We start from the raw sequence: 17,926 nt of genomic DNA on the forward strand, positions 1-17,926 counted from the left end.
GAATGGAAGTATGCTGTTATGCAACAAGTTTGGTATAAACAATTTTGGCCGTGGTTTTTAATCGCGCTACCTATGGCAGCGGTGGTTGCAAGCCTGTTTACTTTTTATATAGCTGCTACAACCAACAACGATATGGTTGTTGAGTCTTACTATAAAAAAGGTAAAGCAATTAACGCTGACTTGTCGTTAATCGAAAAAGCTGAACAATTGGGGATCAAAGCAGCGGTTTCACCTGCCAATAATGGTTTGGTATTAGATATGGTTCTGCCTGACTCTCTAAAGAACCAACCACTTAAAATTGAATTAGCACATAAAACCCTCGCTAAAAATGACCGCAGTTATGTCGTTACTGCTGATGCAAATGGTCGATACCGCTTTGGCGATGATTTAAATGAGTCTGGCCGCTGGTTTATTCGGATTAGTCCTATGGATGATTCCTGGAGACTGCAGGAAGAATTAAAGCTACCGCTATACAACGCAGAAGAAATCGATGGCAAGTAATCAAGGCCTGTGTTTCCACTGTAACGAAGTTATTCCCAAAGGCGTAAATCTGCATGTTTCAATTCTTGGTAGCTCTCAAGCGATGTGTTGCCAAGGTTGTGCTGCCGTTGCGCAAACAATTATTGAAAGTGGCTTAGAAGATTATTATCAACATAGAACCGCTGCCGCGCCAAGTGCTCAAGGCTTAGTACCAGACGCCTTGGTTAAAATGTTGGAGTATGATGACGAAAGTGTTCAACTAGAGTTTGTTGCACAAAATGAAAACAGCAAGGAAGTTTTACTTTCGATCGAAGGGATCGCCTGTGCCGCTTGTGCTTGGTTAATCGAAAAACAATTATCACATATTCCAGGTGTTCAAAAAATTCATGTCAACTCGACCACCCAGCGAGCGACGCTTGTGTGGGATGATAAGCAAGTAAAGTTAAGTCAATTACTACAAAGTATTCATAAGCTTGGCTATAACGCCAACCCCTTTCAAACTGATAAACAAGAAGAGATAGATCGAAAGTTATACCGCAGTCATTTACTCAAATTGGGTGTCGCCGGCTTGGCCACCATGCAAGTAATGATGTTTGCTATCGCTCTATATGGTGACCTGTTTGAGGACATGGAGCTTATCTATCGAGATTACTTTCGTTGGGTGAGCTTAATTATGGCAACGCCAGTATTACTGTTCTCTGCACAGCCGTTTTATTTTGGCGCTTACCGAAGCCTTAAAGCTAAAACGCTAAATATGGATGTGCCCGTTTCCATTGCATTATTAGGCGCCTATAGTGCGTCGCTTTACGCCACGATAAACGGCACCGGTGAAGTTTATTTTGAATCGGTTTCCATGTTCACATTTTTGTTATTGCTGGGCCGACTTCTTGAATTGCGAGCAAGACGCAAGGCCAGCGAAACCAGTTCAAATATGCTTAAGCTAGTGCCTAAGTTAGCCATGCAAATTGATGAGACCGGTCAGCAACAAAAGGTTGCGGCGAGCCAGCTTAAACAATCAGACATTATCGTGATTTTACCCGGCGAAGTAGTACCTGCCGATGGACAAGTTGTGTTTGGTGAGAGTGAATTTGATGAGTCTTCGCTTACCGGCGAATCATTGCCTATCACTAAGAAGCTAGGTGATCAGGTTTTTGCCGGCACCATTAACCATGAACAAACCGTTCATTTAGAAGTTGAAGCGGTATCTCAAAACACCTTTATTGCCAATATCATGCGTTTGCAAGAGCAAGCTCAAAGCGAAAAACCTAAGATAGCAACAATAGCCGATAGCGTAGCTCGCTACTTTGTTTTTGGTTTGTTGGTGATTGCTGCACTTACCTACACCTACTGGCATTTTCACTCACCAGAAGATGCGTTCTGGATTACCTTGGCGGTTTTAGTTGCTACTTGTCCCTGTGCCTTATCTTTAGCAACCCCAGCAGCACTAACTGCAGCTACACACAAACTATCAAAAACAGGCTTATTGGTTAAACGGGGACACGTGTTGGAAAGTTTGGCCAAAGTTACGTCTGTGGTATCTGATAAAACAGGAACACTTACCGAGGGCAAGTTACAGATTAAACAAGTGAACTGCCTTGGCGATGTTAATGAGTTAACAACTCTTAATCTGATTGGTGCTCTAGAAGCACAAAGCTCCCATCCCATTGCTAATGCCTTCAGCGAATACCAAGGTTACGCTGCAACTAATATTGAGCACCATACTGGCTTAGGTTTGAGTGGAGAAGTAGACGGTAAAAAGTTGAAACTAGGTAAAGCTTCCTTTTGTGGTCAAGCTGCTGAGCCAATAGCCGGAATGCTCGAGTTGGTGTTAATGGTCGAAGATAAGTTGGCTGCTAGGGTTTATCTTTCAGATACCATTAAAAAGGACGCTGTTAGTTTTTCACAGGGTTTAAAGGCGCGAGATATTTCACTTTCTATGTTAACTGGGGATGACTCCGCGCAGGTGGAATATGTTGCAAAACAGTTACATATCACTGACATTGCTAGCGGCGCTTTACCCCAACAAAAACTCGAAGTAGTTAAAACTAAAACGCAAAACTCCCCCCACCTATTAATGCTTGGTGATGGAGTAAACGACGGTCCAGTTTTGGCCGCCGCACCGCTTTCGGTTGCTATGGGTTTGGGCACCGACATCGCTAAATCAAGTGCTGACGCTGTGTTGTTGGGTAGCAAGCTTTCTACTTTGCTCACCGCCATGGATCTCGCCAAAAAGACTAAAAAGATTATTGCTCAAAACCTCGCATGGGCCTTAGGGTATAATGCCTTAATATTGCCCTTAGCAGTGGCTGGAATTGTTACTCCTTATATGGCTGCTATCGGTATGTCATTATCGTCTTTAGCGGTACTCACTAATTCCTTAAGGTTAAACAAGCAATGAGTATTATATTTGTCTTGATCCCCATCGCCCTGATCTTTGTATGTGTAGGAATTGGTATATTTTTCTGGGCTGTTAAAAGCGAACAATTTGAAGATTTAGACCGCCAAGGTATCAACATTTTGTTTGATGATAAGAACAAAACCAAACAAGACAATGATCCTACAGACTGATTTTGTAGCAGCTTTTATCACCGGCTTATTAGGCGCCACACACTGCATAGCAATGTGTGGCGGCATCGCATGCATACTAGGTTCTCGTGCTAATAACTCTTCCAATAAACTTTTAGTAAGTATCGGTTTTAACCTAGGTCGGATCCTAAGCTACTCTATTGCCGGCGCTATTGTTGCTGGTTCCATACAAGCAATTAGCCAAGTTCATCAATCGTTTTATATGCTAGTAGCTTTACAATGGTTCGCAGCGATAATGCTCATTTTACTGGGTATCCACCTTACTCGATGGTGGTCAATTCTCACGCCAGTGGAACAACTTGGCAAAGGTTTGTGGTCAAAGGTGCAGCCTAAAGCAAGTAAGATGTTGGCACTGCAACACCCAGCAGCCAGTTTACCATTAGGCATGTTATGGGGTTGGCTACCTTGCGGTTTGGTTTATTCAACATTGGTATTAAGTGCTAGCCAGGCTCATTGGCTAAACGGAGCGGGCGTGATGTTTAGTTTTGGTTTAGGTACGTTTAGTGTGATGCTGTTAGCCGTATTACTGGGCCAGCAACTAACTAAACTAATGACAAATCGCGTATTACAAGTTTGTTCTGGACTGAGTGTTTTGAGTTTAGGGATCTACCAAGTTGTTACATTGTTGTAGCAATAGATCTAGAAAATTTATTACATAAAGAGTAGAATTGCCTCGAACTCCTATAGCATAGTTTGAGTATGAGCATTAACCCAAAAGCTAGTCAAAGAATCCAAACTGGTGGTTGTGAAATTCACTGCCAAGATTGCAGTATCGCCCAGTTATGTATCCCTTTCTCTCTTAATGAGACCGAGCTAGATCGCTTAGATAGCATTATCGAGCGTAAAAAGCCTATTCAGAAAGGCGAAGAAATATTTGCTGCAGGCGATAAGCTAAAAAGCTTATACGCCATTCGCTCAGGTACAATTAAGTCCTACACCATTACTGAACAAGGTGATGAACAGATCACCGGTTTTCACTTAGCTGGCGACCTAGTTGGCTTTGATGCCATTAACAGCCAAGAGCACCCTAGTTTTGCTCAGGCACTTGAAACATCAATGGTATGTGAAATTCCTTTCGACACCATGGATGAATTGTCTGCCACAATGCCTAAGTTACGCCGTCAAATGATGCGCTTAATGAGTAATGAAATTGTTGCAGACCAAGAAATGATTTTGCTACTAAGCAAAAAGAATGCAGAAGAACGTTTAGCTGCCTTTATTTACGGTTTATCACAACGCTTTTCGGAGCGAGGTTTTTCTCCAAGAGAATTTCGTCTGACTATGACTCGTGGTGATATCGGTAATTATTTAGGGCTAACTGTAGAAACCATTTCCCGTTTACTTGGTCGTTTCCAAAAAGCAGATATGATTGCAGTAAAAGGTAAATACATTTCAATCACTGATCGTGATGCACTACGCCAACTAGCTGGTACTAAACAAAGCTAAGTACCTAATAACACTGACCTGATTTACATCAATCTATCGAAAGAAATCTAGGTCAGTGTTAACTATATCTAATTTATTCCTACCAAATTAAGCTAAAGTTAAGTAGCTATTCCAGAAGATTCTAGGAGCTGCTTTATGATTAAGTATCGTAATATTTTAGTGGTCATCGACCCTCTTCACGACACCCAGGCGGCCTTGTCTCGTGCTGTTTTTCTTGCGCAGAAAGAAGACAAAGCAAAAATCAAAGCTCTACTTACTATTTACGACTTTTCTTACGAGATGACATCCATGTTATCTGGAGAAGAGCGCGAAGCTATGCGTTCAGGAGTGATAGAAGAACGTAATGTTTGGCTAAATGAAGTAATAGCTGCAACAAACACTGCTGGGATAGAAATAGAAACCAAAGTAGTTTGGAACAATCGCTTATACGAAAGTGTCATTGAAGAAGTTCTCGACTTTGGTCACGACCTAGTCGTTAAAGCGACACACCCGCACCCTACTTTACAGTCGATTATTTTTACCCCGAACGATTGGCATATTTTGCGTAAATGCCCCACTCCAGTGTTAATGGTAAAAGAACATGACTGGCCAACCGAGGGTAAAATTGTTGCTGCGATCCACGCAGGAGCAGAAGATGAAGAGCACCACAAATTAAACGAGCGAATCGCTAACGAAGCAAAAGACCTAAGTAAGTTGCTAGACGCAAATTTACATGTGGTAACTGCCTATCCTGCAGCACCGGTAAATATTGCGATAGAGCTGCCAGACTTTGATCCGCTTAAGTACAATAAGAACGTCATGGAGTTTCATAAAACCGCGCTTAACAAATTTGTTGAAGAACAATTTGAGCAAGTGGTCACCACACACCTTGAGGAAGGTTTACCTGACGATGTAATCCCTGAAGTAGCAAACGAGATAGATGCAGAAATTGTTATTTTGGGTACCTCAGGTAGAAGCGGGTTTAGTGCTGCACTTATTGGCAATACCGCTGAACACGTTATCGACCAATTAGACTGCGATTTATTGGCGCTTAAACCGCAAAATTTTGTCAGTCCTTTTCAAAAATAGATAAAGCTAAACTGACGTTAAACATTGCTTAAGCAAAGCGGGGTTATATAATAGCCCCGCTTTTTTATTGGGAACACACTATGTCAGTTACAGCAAAACAACAATACAACCACAACAAGCTACAAAAGCGAATTCGACGTCATGTTGGACAAGCTATTGCCGACTACAACATGATTGAAGATGGCGACAAAATAATGGTTTGTTTATCCGGTGGTAAAGACAGTTATGCAATGCTAGACATACTATTAAACCTACGCGCCCATGCTCCGATAAACTTTGATGTAGTTGCTGTCAATCTAGATCAAAAACAACCGGGTTTCCCAGAGCATATTTTGCCTGAATATCTAAAAGGCTTAGATATTGAATACAAAATCGTAGAAGAAGACACTTATTCGATAGTTAAAGACAAAATACCAGAAGGGAAAACAACTTGTTCACTGTGTTCGCGTTTGCGTAGGGGCATTTTGTATAGAACAGCCACTGAACTAGGAGCGACCAAAATCGCCTTAGGCCATCACCGAGACGACATATTAGAAACTTTATTTTTGAATATGTTCCATGGAGGCAAACTTAAAACCATGCCACCGAAGTTGGTTAGCGATGATGGCAAACATGTAGTTATTCGCCCTATGGCTTATTGTAAAGAAAGCGATATGGAAAAATATGCAGAGCTGAAATCCTTTCCAATCATTCCTTGTAACCTTTGTGGTTCCCAAGAAAACCTACAACGCCAAGCGATTAAGCAAATGCTTAACGATTGGGAAAAGCGTTTTCCCGGCCGAATCGAATCGATGTTTAGATCGGTCCAAAATGTAGTTCCTTCACACCTACTCGACCATCAACAATTCGACTTTAAATCAATAAATCGAGATAGTGGAATTATTGATGGTGGTGATATTGGCTTTGATGCGCCAGAGTTAGAAGACCAGCCAAGCCAACAAAGCCAAGCTGGTATTGTGCAAGTTGTTGAGCTTTAACCTGCGATAATCGGTGTTCGGGTTGGCCAAATGTTTTGGTTAACCCTCATCATTTGCTGTAACTCTTCTACGTAAGCTTCGCCTCTTTCAGAGTAACTGCTCAGTTGAGTAGCTAGTTCCATTGCGTTTAATTCTCCGCTAGAGCGTGCCAGATTTCGTTGTTGCTGGAAACCTTTGTATGCTGGGTGGCTATTTAAGTTATTCATATACACACTCACCGACTCATACACGCTATCGAACTTTCTTACTTCGTGGTTAGCCCCATCGTTTCGATTCAAAGGAACTAAACCACAGCCCTTCTTATAACACCATTGCCCAAATAAGTTATTACCTTCACGGGCAAATCGCGACGTTCCCCAAGCTGATTCATTTGCTGCCTGTGCAAGTACTAAAGCTGGTGGAATAAGATCTACTTTAACTAATAAGTGTTGAATTTGGGATTGTTCATCCAGCGATGGGTCAACTCGATAGAGCTCTGTGAGCTGACTTAGTGTCTGTTTTTGTTTGTTAGAAAGGCTTGAGCTCTTAGCTAACGTTGCGGCTATAGCTTCCACTTCTGAGCGTTGTTGCAATATTTTATTGTTGCTTGCTTCAATTAGTGGAGTGATGAAGTCTGTAAAGCTTTGCTTTTTTTGTTGAACATTTTCAATTTCGTGCAGCGGAGGTAAGCTTTGTGACTGAGCTTGCTGCTCTGGGGATTGTTCACAAGCAACTAAAAACACTGCTACCAATCCCGGTAAAATTATTCTTTTCAATTATTAACTCTTAGTTCTGAAGTGAGTTCACTAAGAAACTCGGGTACTAATTCGCTGGCTGGGCCGTAATAGCGTTCGCCAAATTCGCTCTGCATTTCTGAGGGTTCAAGATTTAATTCTATAGTGCGCGCATCGTGACTTGCCGCTTCGTGAACAAAACCTCCAGCAGGAAATACATGACCAGATGTTCCGATCGCCATAAATATATCACAGTGGTTCAGCTGGTGATAAATTCTATCTAAACCAATTGGCATTTCGCCAAACCAAACTACATGAGGTCTAAGCCGCGTCGGAAATTGACAGCAAGTGCACAACACGTCACTACCTAAGTCTTCCTTCCACACAGTTGTCTGGTTACTGACTGGGCAACGTGCTTTTAGTAACTCTCCGTGCATATGTAACACATTCTTACTACCTGCACGTTCGTGTAAGTCATCGATATTTTGGGTGATAACCAACAATTCGATGTCTTGATGTTTCTCAAGTTCTGCTAAAGCAAAGTGGGCTGGATTAGGATGAACATTTCCGTCTTGTAGCTGCTTACGGCGTAGATTATAAAACTGGTCAACAAAATCGGGAGATCGTTGATAAGCTTCTGGTGTTGCTACATCCTCTACTCGATGCTTTTCCCATAGCCCGTCAGAATCTCGAAATGTTTGGATGCCTGACTCGGCAGAAACACCGGCGCCGGTTAAAACAATGACATTTTTTTTCATATTCATCTTCTTTTCTTCAATTTCAGGTAGAAGCTACTATAAATATATAATAAGTCAGCATAAGACCCCATCCTACTTAAGTTGTAACACAGTATTTTACGCCTGTTTGTAACTAAGTGTTAACATACTAGCCAGTAGGAATTTCGACATAAAGTAGAATATCTAGTTTCTCCTTCCATACTACGTTTCAAAATCTAACTTTTGCGACATATCTCGCTTTTAGCACTTTTAAGGTAACTAAATCAGGGAATTATCGCTAGCTGTGCTAATCTTGATCTAGCGCAACAAAAACTTGATAAGCCAAAAACTTAAGCGGCTTGATACTATATTCATTTATATTGAATAGATTTGCGCTAGTGGTCAGTTATTCGGCATTCTACCGCGATTGCGGTGTTACAATAATGTTGACACCCAATATTTGAATGTTTATGTTGTTATTGGCTCAAATTAGCACTCAAGCAAATTTTTCGAGTGATATACCCCACAATAGAAGACAAACTGTACAGGGAAGAAAACATGTTAAAAAACACGCATATTAAAGCCGCAGTTGCTGCTGTTGCTCTAGCATTTGCTGCTAACGCAAGCGCTGCTGAAGGAACGTTAGACAATGTGAAAAGTAAAGGTTTCCTACAATGTGGCGTTAGTACTGGCTTACCAGGTTTCTCAAACCCAGATGCCGACGGCAACTGGCAAGGCCTTGATGTTGACGTATGTCGCGCAGTAGCTGCAGCCGTTTTAGGTGATGCATCTAAAGTTAAATACACTCCCCTTACTGCGAAAGAGCGCTTTACTGCACTTCAATCAGGCGAAATTGATATTCTTTCTCGTAACACTACTTGGACGCTAACACGCGATAGTTCATTAGGTTTGAACTTTGCTGGTGTGAACTATTATGACGGCCAAGGCTTTATGGTAAGTAAAGAGCTGGGTGTTTCTTCAGCTAAAGAATTAGACGGCGCTGCTGTTTGTATTCAATCAGGTACTACTACTGAACTTAACCTAGCGGATTACTTCCGTGAGCACGGCATGAAATACACTCCTGTTGTATTTGATACTTCAGACCAAACAGTTAAAGGTTTTGAAGCTGGCCGTTGTGACGTTCTTACTTCAGACCAATCTCAACTTTATGCACTGCGCATTAAACTAGCTAAGCCAGATAGCGCGATGGTATTGCCAGAAATCATTTCTAAAGAGCCTCTTGGCCCAGTTGTTCGTCAAGGTGACGACCAGTGGCTAAACATTGTTAAGTGGTCTCTATTTGCGATGATCAATGCTGAAGAGTATGGCTTAACTTCGGCTAACGCAGACGACATGCTTAAATCTACTAACCCTAACGTTCGTCGTATCTTAGGTTTAGAAGGTCCTAAGGGTAAAGGTTTAGGTCTAGATGACAAATGGGGCTACAACATTGTTAAGCAAGTAGGTAGCTACGGCGAGTCTTTTGAGAAAAATGTTGGTGCAGGTTCTCCTCTAGGTATTGCACGTGGTGTTAATGCCCTTTGGAACGATGGCGGCTTCCAATACGCTCCACCAATTCGTTAATTTCTACCTTATTAGAGCAGGGCTTGCCCTGCTCTCTTCGTTTTAATCCTACATTACTAGGTTACATTATATGGCTGCTCATCCTTCCTCAAAGGATAACTCAGCAAATAGTCTTCGTAAGATCTGGTTTGATCCCAACGTAAGAGCGCTAGTTTTCCAAATTATTGTCGTTATCGGTGTTATTGGCTTCTTCTACTACATCATCAGTAACGCGCTTTTCAACTTAGAACAACGTGGCATTACCACTGGTTTTGGTTTCATGAACCAAACCGCAGGCTTCGGCATTATTCAATCATTAGTCGAATACGATGAAAGCCACACTTTTGGTCGAACTTTCGTTGTTGGACTGCTAAATACAATTTTAATATCGATATTAGGTATCATTTTCGCCACCATCCTCGGGTTTATTATGGGGGTGGCTCGTTTATCTAGTAACTGGTTAATTTCTAAAGTTGCCACGGTTTACATTGAAACCATGCGCAACATTCCTTTGCTACTTCAAATATTTTTCTGGTACTTTGCGGTGCTTAGGGCTTTGCCAAGCCCTCGACAAAGTGCGCATATAGGCGAAGCGGTTTTCCTCAACGTACGTGGTTTATATATGCCAAGTCCGGTGATGGAAGCTGGGTCTAACATAGTAGTATTTGCTTTTATCGCTGCCATTATCGGTTCGTTCATTATCGCTAAGTGGGCTAAAAAGCGCCAAATGGCTACCGGTCAACCCTTTCCGGTTTTTTCGGTATCAGCAGGTCTAATTGTACTACTACCACTACTTGCATTTTTTGTAATGGGTATGCCTATTTCACTAGATTACCCAGCTTTAAAAGGTTTTAACTTCCAAGGTGGTATGGTTGTTATCCCAGAACTTGCAGCGTTGTTAGTTGCTTTAACAACCTATACAGCTGCGTTTATTGCTGAGATTGTTCGCTCAGGCATTTTGGCGGTTAGCAAAGGTCAAAGTGAAGCAGCTGAATCACTCGGTTTAACTCGAACGCAAGCCTTAAAATTGGTGATTATTCCGCAGGCTATGCGAGTCATTATTCCGCCACTCACCAGCCAGTATTTAAACCTTACTAAGAACTCATCATTAGCTACAGCTATTGGTTACCCTGATTTGGTCTCAGTGTTCATGGGAACAACTCTTAACCAAACTGGACAAGCTATTGAAGTTATCGCCTTAACCATGGCAGTTTACTTAACTATCAGTATTACAACTTCAATCTTGATGAACATTTACAACAAGAAAATGGCTTTAGTGGAGCGTTAATATGTCAGAGCATCAATTTAAACCTGATTTAGCTCCACCTAACCTCAGCGTAGGCTTTGTGGGTTGGCTAAAGAAAAATTTGTTTTCCTCATGGATAAACAGCTTTTTTACTCTGTTTATTCTTTACTTAATCGTTCCACCACTGGTATCCGCCATTCAATGGGTGTTCTTGGAAGCAGATTGGATAGGAGATAGCCGAGAGGCTTGTACCAGCGACGGCGCATGTTGGGTGTTTGTAGCAGATCGTTTCTCTCAGCTAATTTATGGCTTCTACCCTTCTGCAGAACGCTGGAGAGTAAATATTGTCTTTGTTACTTTCCTGATTCTAATCGCGGCATTAGTCTATGAGAAAACACCTCATAAACCCAAAGTCGCAATTTTTAGCTTAGTTATCTACCCAGTAATTGTATTTTTCTTGTTACTCGGTGATTCGTTCGGCTTACCTAAAGTAGAAACCCACCAATGGGGTGGTTTAATGCTTACTTTGGTATTAGCTATTGTAGGCATTGTAGCGGCCTTACCATTTGGTATTTTATTGGCGCTTGGGCGTCGTTCTCATATGCCGATAGTGCGAAGCTTTTGTACCATCTATATTGAGTTTTGGCGTGCGGTACCTTTAATCACCGTGTTGTTTATGGCCTCTGTAATGTTGCCGCTGTTTGTAGGCTCTGAAGTTGATTTTAACAAGTTACTTCGTGCCATGATCGGTATCATCATGTTCCAGTCAGCCTACATGGCCGAAGTTATTCGTGGTGGCCTACAAGCTATACCAAAAGGTCAGTACGAAGCCGGCGAAGCACTAAATTTAACCTATTGGCAGTCGATGGGTTTAATTATCTTGCCTCAGGCTTTGAAGATAACCATTCCTTCGATTGTTAATACCTTTATAGCGCTTTTCAAAGATACTAGTTTGGTATTGGTTATTGGATTATTCGATTTATTGGCTATTGGTCAATCTGCATTAGCAGATCCAGAATGGCTTGGTTTCTCTACAGAAATGTACGTATTTATCGCTTTTGTATTTTGGGTGTTCTGTTTCGGTATGTCTCGCTATTCGATTCATCTTGAGAAGAAACTACACACAGGACATTAATAAGGAAATTTTACATGACATCTAATCAAACAAACCCTGAAGTAGTTATTCAGCTCAAGGGAATGAACAAATGGTACGGTGAGTTTCACGTACTAAAGGACTTAGATCTTACCGTAGCCAAAGGCGAAAAAATTGTTATTTGTGGCCCTTCTGGTTCGGGCAAATCGACTATGATTCGCTGTATTAACCGCTTAGAAGAGCACCAAAAAGGCGACATCATTGTTAATGGCACCGAGCTACAGAGTGACCTAAAAAGTATTGAAACGGTGAGAAGTGATGTGGGGATGTGTTTCCAACACTTTAATCTATTCCCTCACCTAACCGTTTTACAAAACTGCTGCTTAGCGCCAATTTGGGTGAAAAAGATCCCTAAGGCAGAAGCAGAAGCCACAGCAATGAAATACTTAGAGCGGGTTAAAATCCCAGAGCAAGCTGATAAGTACCCTGGCCAGCTTTCAGGTGGTCAGCAGCAACGTGTGGCTATCGCTCGAAGCTTATGTATGAATCCATCTATTATGTTGTTTGATGAACCTACTTCGGCACTCGATCCTGAAATGGTTCGTGAAGTACTAGATGTAATGGTTGAACTGGCGAACGAAGGTATGACGATGCTTTGTGTAACTCACGAAATGGGCTTTGCTAAACAAGTTGCTGATCGTGTGATATTCATGGACAGAGGTGAAATCATTGAAGAGAACGAGCCGGTAGAATTCTTTGAAAATCCGCAGTCAGACAGAACGAAACTGTTCTTGAGTCAGATTCTTAATCACTAGAATCTGTGACTTTATAAACTAAAGTAAAAGAAAAGGAAGCCAACTGGCTTCCTTTTTTATGTCCTAAATATGCTATTTAGGTTCGGCGTTCTCTACCCTACTTTTGAGCTTTTGCCCAGGACGGAAGGTGACTACTCGACGCGCAGAGATGGGGATATCTTCACCCGTTTTCGGATTACGACCAGGGCGTTGATTTTTCTCCCTTAGGTCAAAGTTACCGAAACCGGAAATTTTGACTTGTTCCCCACTTTCCAAAGCCACCCGTATTTCTTCAAAAAAAGCTTCTACTACTTCTTTAGACTCTCTTTTGCTAAAGCCTAAGTTTTCAAATAAATTTTCTGCCAGGTCAGCTTTAGTTAATGCCATAACTAGTCCCTCAAGGATGCGTCAAACTCTGTACGTAACGCCTCTACAATGGTGTCAACTGTAGCGGCAATCTCTTTTTCTTCAAGGGTACGGCTTTGCTCTTGCAAGGTTAAACTGATAGCAATACTCTGCATATCGTCTGCAATGCCTTTCCCTTTGTATACATCGAATAAGTTTACGCCAACTAATTGATTTCCGCCAACTTTCTTAATGCAATTTAATAAATCGCTAGCTTTTACCTGTTGCGATACCAGTAAAGCAAGGTCGCGACGGTTTGCTGGGAACTTAGAAACTGGCTGGGCATCTGGCAATTTGCGTTGAGTAACGGCGTCTAATACCAATTCGAATACAAATATCTTACTGCTCAAGCCAAACGCTTTAAGATGCTGAGGATGCAAAGCACCAACGTAACCAACCACTTCTCCGTTGCGCAAAATGTTAGCAGCTTGGCCAGGATGTAAAGCTGGGTTTTGAGTAGCTTCAAAGCTAAAAGAGCCTGCATCAACAGTTTGTTGAATAAGCGCTTCTACATCACCTTTGATATCGAAGAAATCGAGTTCTCGTTCAGTGGTGTTCCAAGCTTCTTGATTAGCATTACCACTAATTACACCTGCAAGCATTGGCGTTTGGCTAACACCATTTTCGGCATTTTGGTCTGGAACAAAACGTAAACCCGACTCAAATACTCGAACACGAGATTGCTGGCGCTTTTGGTTGTAAGAAACCGTGTCTAACAACCCGGTCAACAAGCTTAAGCGCATTACCGACATTTCTACAGAAATTGGGTGTGGCAATACCATTGTTTCTTGCTGTGGGTGCAACAGTTGTTGACGTTTAGGATCAACAAAGCTGTAAGTCACTGCTTCTTGGTAGCCGCGGGCACAAAGTAGCTGACGCAACTTAGTTGCTGGCAGTTCAACTTCTTGATGTTGACTCATTTTTAATGAAGCAACTGGAGAAACATTTGGAATGTTGTTGTAACCGTAAATACGAGCAACTTCTTCGATTAGGTCTTCTTCGATGTCCATATCAAAACGATAGCTAGGTGCAGTCGCATCCCAACCTTGCTCTGTTTCTGTTACCGACATACCTAAGCGAGTGAGGATTTCACTAACTTGCTGTTTAGAAAAGCTATAACCGACAACTTTTTCTAAACGCGCGTGGCGTAGAGTAATTGTCTTCGCTTTAGGTAATTTAGTTTGGTCACCAGACTCAACGACAGGGCCAACTTCGCCACCGCAAATTTCAACAAGAAGTTGAGTAGCGCGCTCAATAGCTTGGTTTTGTAGTTGGTAATCTACGCCTCGCTCATAACGGTGTGATGAGTCTGTATGCAAACCATACTGTCTCGCTCTACCGGTAATTGCCAATTTACTGAAGAAAGCACACTCTAGGAAAATGTCTTGGCTAGTTTCAGTTACACCAGTTTTCTCGCCACCAAAAATTCCCGCCATTGCAATTGGACCAGTTTGGTCACAAATAGCTAAGGTGTTTTCTTTAAGCTCAACTTCATTACCGTCGAGTAAAACCAGTTTTTCACCATCGTTAGCTAAACGTACATCAATGGAGCCTGTTAGTTTCGCTAAATCAAAGGCATGCATAGGTTGCCCTTGCTCAACTAACACGTAATTTGTGATATCTACAACAGGATCGATTGAGCGAATACCACTGCGACGCAGACGCTCTTGCATCCATAACGGTGTTGCTGCTTTTACATTTACGCCTTTAATTACACGACCTAAATAACGTGGGCACTGCTCTGTAGCTTCAACATTTACCGTAAACGTATCGTTAATTGTTACTTCAGCGTTTTGCCATTGTGGCTCTGTTACGTCTAACTGATTTAGTACACCAACTTCTCTTGCTAAACCACGTAGGCTTAAACAATCTGCGCGGTTCGGCGTTAAATCTACTTCAATGATGACATCATCTAGCTTTAAGTAGTCACGTAAGTCGGCACCAATTGGAGCATCACTTGGCAATTCCATAATACCGTCGGATTCGTCACTAATGCCCAGTTCACTGTAGGCGCAAAGCATGCCATGAGAAGGTTGCCCACGTAACTTTGCTTTTTTGATTTTAAAGTCGCCCGGTAACACTGCACCAACAGTTGCAACGGCTACTTTTAGACCTTGTCGGCAGTTTGGTGCGCCACATACAATGTCGAGTAACTCTTCAGCGCCAATATTGATTTTGGTAACACGAAGTTTATCGGCATCAGGATGTTGGCCGCATTCAACCACTTCGCCAATAACAACACCGTTAAAATCAGCCGCTACCGGCTCTATGCCATCAACTTCCAGGCCAGCCATAGTAATCTGTTCTGCTAACTCGTCGCGAGAATTGCTAGGGTTAACCCACTCTCTTAGCCAGGATTCACTAAATTTCATCTCAATTAACCCTTAATTAAATTGTTTTAGGAAACGTAAATCGTTTTCGAAGAATGAACGTAAATCGTTAACGCCATAGCGCAACATGGTTAAACGCTCTACACCCATGCCAAAGGCAAAACCGGTGTACTCTTCAGGGTCAATATTTACTGCACGTAATACATTTGGGTGCACCATGCCGCAGCCCAAAACTTCTAACCAACCATTTTTACCTAAAACGTCAACTTCGGCTGATGTTTCGGTAAACGGGAAATATGAAGGACGAAAACGTACTTGCATGTCTTCTTCAAAGAAGTTTTGCAAGAAGTCGTACAACACACCTTTTAACTCGGTGAAGTTAACGTTTTTATCAACCATCAAGCCTTCAACTTGATGGAACATAGGAGTGTGTGTTTGGTCGTAATCGTTACGGTATACACGCCCAGGCGAGATAATTCTAATTGGTGGTTTTTCCGTCTCCATGGTTCGGATTTGAACACCCGAAGTTTGAGTACGTAGTACCAGATTAGGATTAAAATAGAACGTATCGTGGTCAGCACGCGCTGGGTGGTGCTCTGGAATGTTTAATGCATCAAAGTTATGGAAACCATCTTCGATCTCCGGGCCAGATTTAACCTGGAAACCCAACTCGCCAAAAAACGTTTGAATACGTTCAATTGTTCGAGTTACTGGATGTAAACCACCAATTTCATCGGTACGGCCTGGTAGGGTTACATCAACAGTTTCCGCCGCCAATTTAGCGTTTAATTCTTGCTGAACCAATAATTCGCGCTTTTGATTCAATGCTTCTTGGATAGCTTGTTTAGCTTGGTTAATAAGTTGACCAGCTTGAGGACGCTCTTCAGGCGATAATTTGCCAAGTCCCTGTAGCTGTTTAGTCATTAACCCTTTTTTACCTAGGTATTCTACGCGAACGGTATCGAGTTCGTTAATCGCAGAAGCTGCTTCTATGTGAGTCTTCGCCTGATTGATTAGCGCATCAAGATCTAGCATGATTTCCTCATATTCCACCAAGGGAACGGCTGATTTTTAGTATTTAATAAGACCGGAAATAGTACTTTAATGAGTCGCTGATGGCTAGCGCGGAAGCTTGTTTGCTAAGGATTTTTATAGGAGTTTGTTGGGTATTTGAGCAGACGCTAAAATGTAATGGAAGTTGATGCTATAACTTACAGAGATTAAGGCCAAATTTGTTGAAAAAATGGTAATAAAAAAGGGAGCCTAAGCTCCCTTTTCACAAACTTGATAAAACTTATAAAGCAGCTTTTGCTTTTTCTACCAATACTGTGAATGCTGCTTTATCAAAAACAGCAATATCAGCTAGGATCTTACGATCGATTTCGATAGATGCTTTTTTAAGTCCGTCAATGAAACGGCTGTAAGACAAACCATTTTGACGAGAAGCAGCATTGATACGTGCAATCCATAATTGACGGAATTGACGTTTACGCTGACGACGGTCACGGTAAGCGTATTGACCCGCTTTAATTACCGCTTGGAAGGCTACGCGATAAACACGTGAACGTGCTCCGTAGTAACCTTTGGCTTGTTTTAAGACTTTCTTATGACGTGCACGTGCTTGTACACCGCGTTTAACTCTGGCCATTCTTAATTTCCTCTAAACTTATGCGTACGGCAACATGCGAACAATTGATGCAACATCAGATGCAGCAATCATACCCTTCGGACGAAGGTGACGTTTTACCTTAGTACGGCGCTTAGTCAGGATGTGACGAAGACCAGCTTGTTTGTATTTAAAACCACCAGAAGCAGTTTTCTTAAAGCGCTTAGCTGCGCCTTTGTTCGATTTCATTTTTGGCATTTACATGCACTCCGCATTGCGAGTTTAACAACATATAACTAAAGGCGAACAAAAACAGCTTACTCGTTAAAGTAAGCTGCTTGTTACTTGGATGCCTTAGTTACTTCTTTTTAGGGCCTAACACCATAACAGCTTGGCGACCTTCCATTTTTGGAAAAGCTTCCACAACTGCTAGCTCTTCTAAATCACCTTTAATGCGATTTAAAAGATCAAAGCCTAAGCTTTGGTGTGCCATTTCACGACCACGGAAACGTAGCGTTACTTTAGCTTTATTACCCTCTTCTAGAAAGCGAACCAGGTTGCGTAGTTTTACCTGATAGTCGCCTTCGTCAGTTCCAGGTCGGAATTTTATTTCCTTAACCTGAATCTGTTTTTGCTTCTTCTTCTGTTCTTTTACAGATTTACTCTTTTCGTAAATGAACTTACCGTAATCCATGACCCGACAAACAGGTGGTTCAGCATTCGGACTAATTTCAACTAAATCAACGCCAGATTCTTCGGCAATGTTTAGCGCTTCATTCAAACTTACAATGCCGATGGACTCGCCATCTAAGCCATTAAGGCGTACTTCTTGAGCTTGAATTTCTTCATTTATCTTATGTGCTCTTGCAGCTTGTTGCTGACCACGTCTTCCGGTTTTTATAA

General features: G+C 41.9%; 19 protein-coding genes. 11 read left to right on the forward strand and 8 right to left on the reverse strand.

The genetic code is table 11. From position 1 onward, the window contains the following. Positions 1-18: 18 nt before the first annotated feature. The 7 genes from K5620_RS10835 (at position 19) to ttcA (ending at position 6,557) form a co-directional block, all read left to right on the forward strand. Positions 19-501: a FixH family protein gene (locus K5620_RS10835; protein ID WP_016401490.1), complete on the forward strand. Its 483-nt coding sequence runs from the start codon at positions 19-21 to the stop codon at positions 499-501. Then, positions 491-2,878, forward strand: a complete 2,388-nt coding sequence (locus K5620_RS10840; RefSeq protein ID WP_016401491.1) for a heavy metal translocating P-type ATPase — start codon at positions 491-493, stop codon at positions 2,876-2,878. The genes K5620_RS10835 and K5620_RS10840 overlap by 11 nt, the downstream gene beginning before the upstream one ends. Further along, a complete protein-coding gene (gene ccoS / locus K5620_RS10845) occupies positions 2,875-3,048 on the forward strand; it encodes a cbb3-type cytochrome oxidase assembly protein CcoS (RefSeq protein ID WP_016401492.1) in 174 nt (57 codons plus the stop codon). The genes K5620_RS10840 and ccoS overlap by 4 nt, the downstream gene beginning before the upstream one ends. Next, positions 3,032-3,697, forward strand: a complete 666-nt coding sequence (locus K5620_RS10850; RefSeq protein WP_016401493.1) for a sulfite exporter TauE/SafE family protein — start codon at positions 3,032-3,034, stop codon at positions 3,695-3,697. The genes ccoS and K5620_RS10850 overlap by 17 nt, the downstream gene beginning before the upstream one ends. 68 nt (positions 3,698-3,765) lie before the next feature. Continuing rightward, complete coding sequence (gene fnr / locus K5620_RS10855; RefSeq protein ID WP_016401494.1) at positions 3,766-4,512, forward strand: fumarate/nitrate reduction transcriptional regulator Fnr; 747 nt, start codon at positions 3,766-3,768, stop codon at positions 4,510-4,512. 135 nt (positions 4,513-4,647) lie between these two features. Continuing rightward, positions 4,648-5,580 carry a universal stress protein UspE gene (gene uspE, locus K5620_RS10860; protein WP_016401495.1) on the forward strand — a complete coding sequence of 311 codons (933 nt, stop codon included), beginning with the start codon at positions 4,648-4,650 and terminating at the stop codon, positions 5,578-5,580. Positions 5,581-5,660: 80 nt separating this feature from the next. Continuing rightward, entirely contained in the window at positions 5,661-6,557 is an 897-nt protein-coding gene (gene ttcA, locus K5620_RS10865) for a tRNA 2-thiocytidine(32) synthetase TtcA (protein WP_016401496.1), read from the forward strand. Here ttcA and K5620_RS10870 read toward each other — a convergent pair. Next, the gene (locus tag K5620_RS10870; protein ID WP_016401497.1) at positions 6,554-7,312 is read right to left on the reverse strand and encodes a glucosaminidase domain-containing protein; all 759 of its coding nucleotides are present in this window, start codon (positions 7,310-7,312) and stop codon (positions 6,554-6,556) included. The genes ttcA and K5620_RS10870 overlap by 4 nt on opposite strands. Further along, on the reverse strand, positions 7,309-8,028 hold the full coding sequence (gene cobB, locus K5620_RS10875) for a Sir2 family NAD+-dependent deacetylase (RefSeq protein WP_016401498.1): 720 nt from the start codon (positions 8,026-8,028) through the stop codon (positions 7,309-7,311). Before cobB ends, K5620_RS10870 begins: the two co-directional genes overlap by 4 nt. Positions 8,029-8,544: 516 nt before the next feature. On the opposite strand from cobB, the gene K5620_RS10880 reads away from it, so the two are divergent. The 4 genes from K5620_RS10880 (at position 8,545) to K5620_RS10895 (ending at position 12,703) form a co-directional block, all read left to right on the forward strand. Beyond that, positions 8,545-9,570 (forward strand): amino acid ABC transporter substrate-binding protein, encoded by a 1,026-nt coding sequence (locus K5620_RS10880; RefSeq protein ID WP_016401499.1) that lies wholly within the window; start codon positions 8,545-8,547, stop codon positions 9,568-9,570. 70 nt (positions 9,571-9,640) lie between these two features. After that, positions 9,641-10,837 carry an amino acid ABC transporter permease gene (locus K5620_RS10885; RefSeq protein ID WP_016401500.1) on the forward strand — a complete coding sequence of 399 codons (1,197 nt, stop codon included), beginning with the start codon at positions 9,641-9,643 and terminating at the stop codon, positions 10,835-10,837. A 1-nt stretch (position 10,838) separates the two neighbouring features. Next, complete coding sequence (locus K5620_RS10890) at positions 10,839-11,930, forward strand: amino acid ABC transporter permease (RefSeq protein ID WP_016401501.1); 1,092 nt, start codon at positions 10,839-10,841, stop codon at positions 11,928-11,930. A gap of 14 nt (positions 11,931-11,944) precedes the next feature. Then, the gene (locus tag K5620_RS10895; RefSeq protein ID WP_016401502.1) at positions 11,945-12,703 is read left to right on the forward strand and encodes an amino acid ABC transporter ATP-binding protein; all 759 of its coding nucleotides are present in this window, start codon (positions 11,945-11,947) and stop codon (positions 12,701-12,703) included. A 72-nt stretch (positions 12,704-12,775) separates the two neighbouring features. On the opposite strand, the gene ihfA is transcribed toward K5620_RS10895, so the two are convergent. The 6 genes from ihfA to infC form a co-directional block, all read right to left on the reverse strand. Then, positions 12,776-13,069, reverse strand: a complete 294-nt coding sequence (gene ihfA / locus K5620_RS10900) for an integration host factor subunit alpha (protein WP_016401503.1) — start codon at positions 13,067-13,069, stop codon at positions 12,776-12,778. Positions 13,070-13,071: 2 nt separating this feature from the next. Continuing rightward, the gene (pheT, locus tag K5620_RS10905) at positions 13,072-15,459 is read right to left on the reverse strand and encodes a phenylalanine--tRNA ligase subunit beta (RefSeq protein WP_016401504.1); all 2,388 of its coding nucleotides are present in this window, start codon (positions 15,457-15,459) and stop codon (positions 13,072-13,074) included. Positions 15,460-15,471: 12 nt separating this feature from the next. Further along, positions 15,472-16,452 (reverse strand): phenylalanine--tRNA ligase subunit alpha, encoded by a 981-nt coding sequence (gene pheS, locus K5620_RS10910; protein ID WP_016401505.1) that lies wholly within the window; start codon positions 16,450-16,452, stop codon positions 15,472-15,474. A 259-nt stretch (positions 16,453-16,711) separates the two neighbouring features. Continuing rightward, on the reverse strand, positions 16,712-17,065 hold the full coding sequence (rplT, locus tag K5620_RS10915) for a 50S ribosomal protein L20 (protein ID WP_016401506.1): 354 nt from the start codon (positions 17,063-17,065) through the stop codon (positions 16,712-16,714). Positions 17,066-17,083: 18 nt separating this feature from the next. Then, a complete protein-coding gene (gene rpmI, locus K5620_RS10920; protein WP_016401507.1) occupies positions 17,084-17,281 on the reverse strand; it encodes a 50S ribosomal protein L35 in 198 nt (65 codons plus the stop codon). A gap of 100 nt (positions 17,282-17,381) precedes the next feature. Further along, a complete protein-coding gene (infC, locus tag K5620_RS10925; RefSeq protein ID WP_084681800.1) occupies positions 17,382-17,924 on the reverse strand; it encodes a translation initiation factor IF-3 in 543 nt (180 codons plus the stop codon). Positions 17,925-17,926 lie beyond the last annotated feature (2 nt).

Source organism: Agarivorans albus (assembly GCF_019670105.1).
In the GTDB taxonomy this organism is placed as follows: Bacteria; Pseudomonadota; Gammaproteobacteria; order Enterobacterales; family Celerinatantimonadaceae; genus Agarivorans; species Agarivorans albus.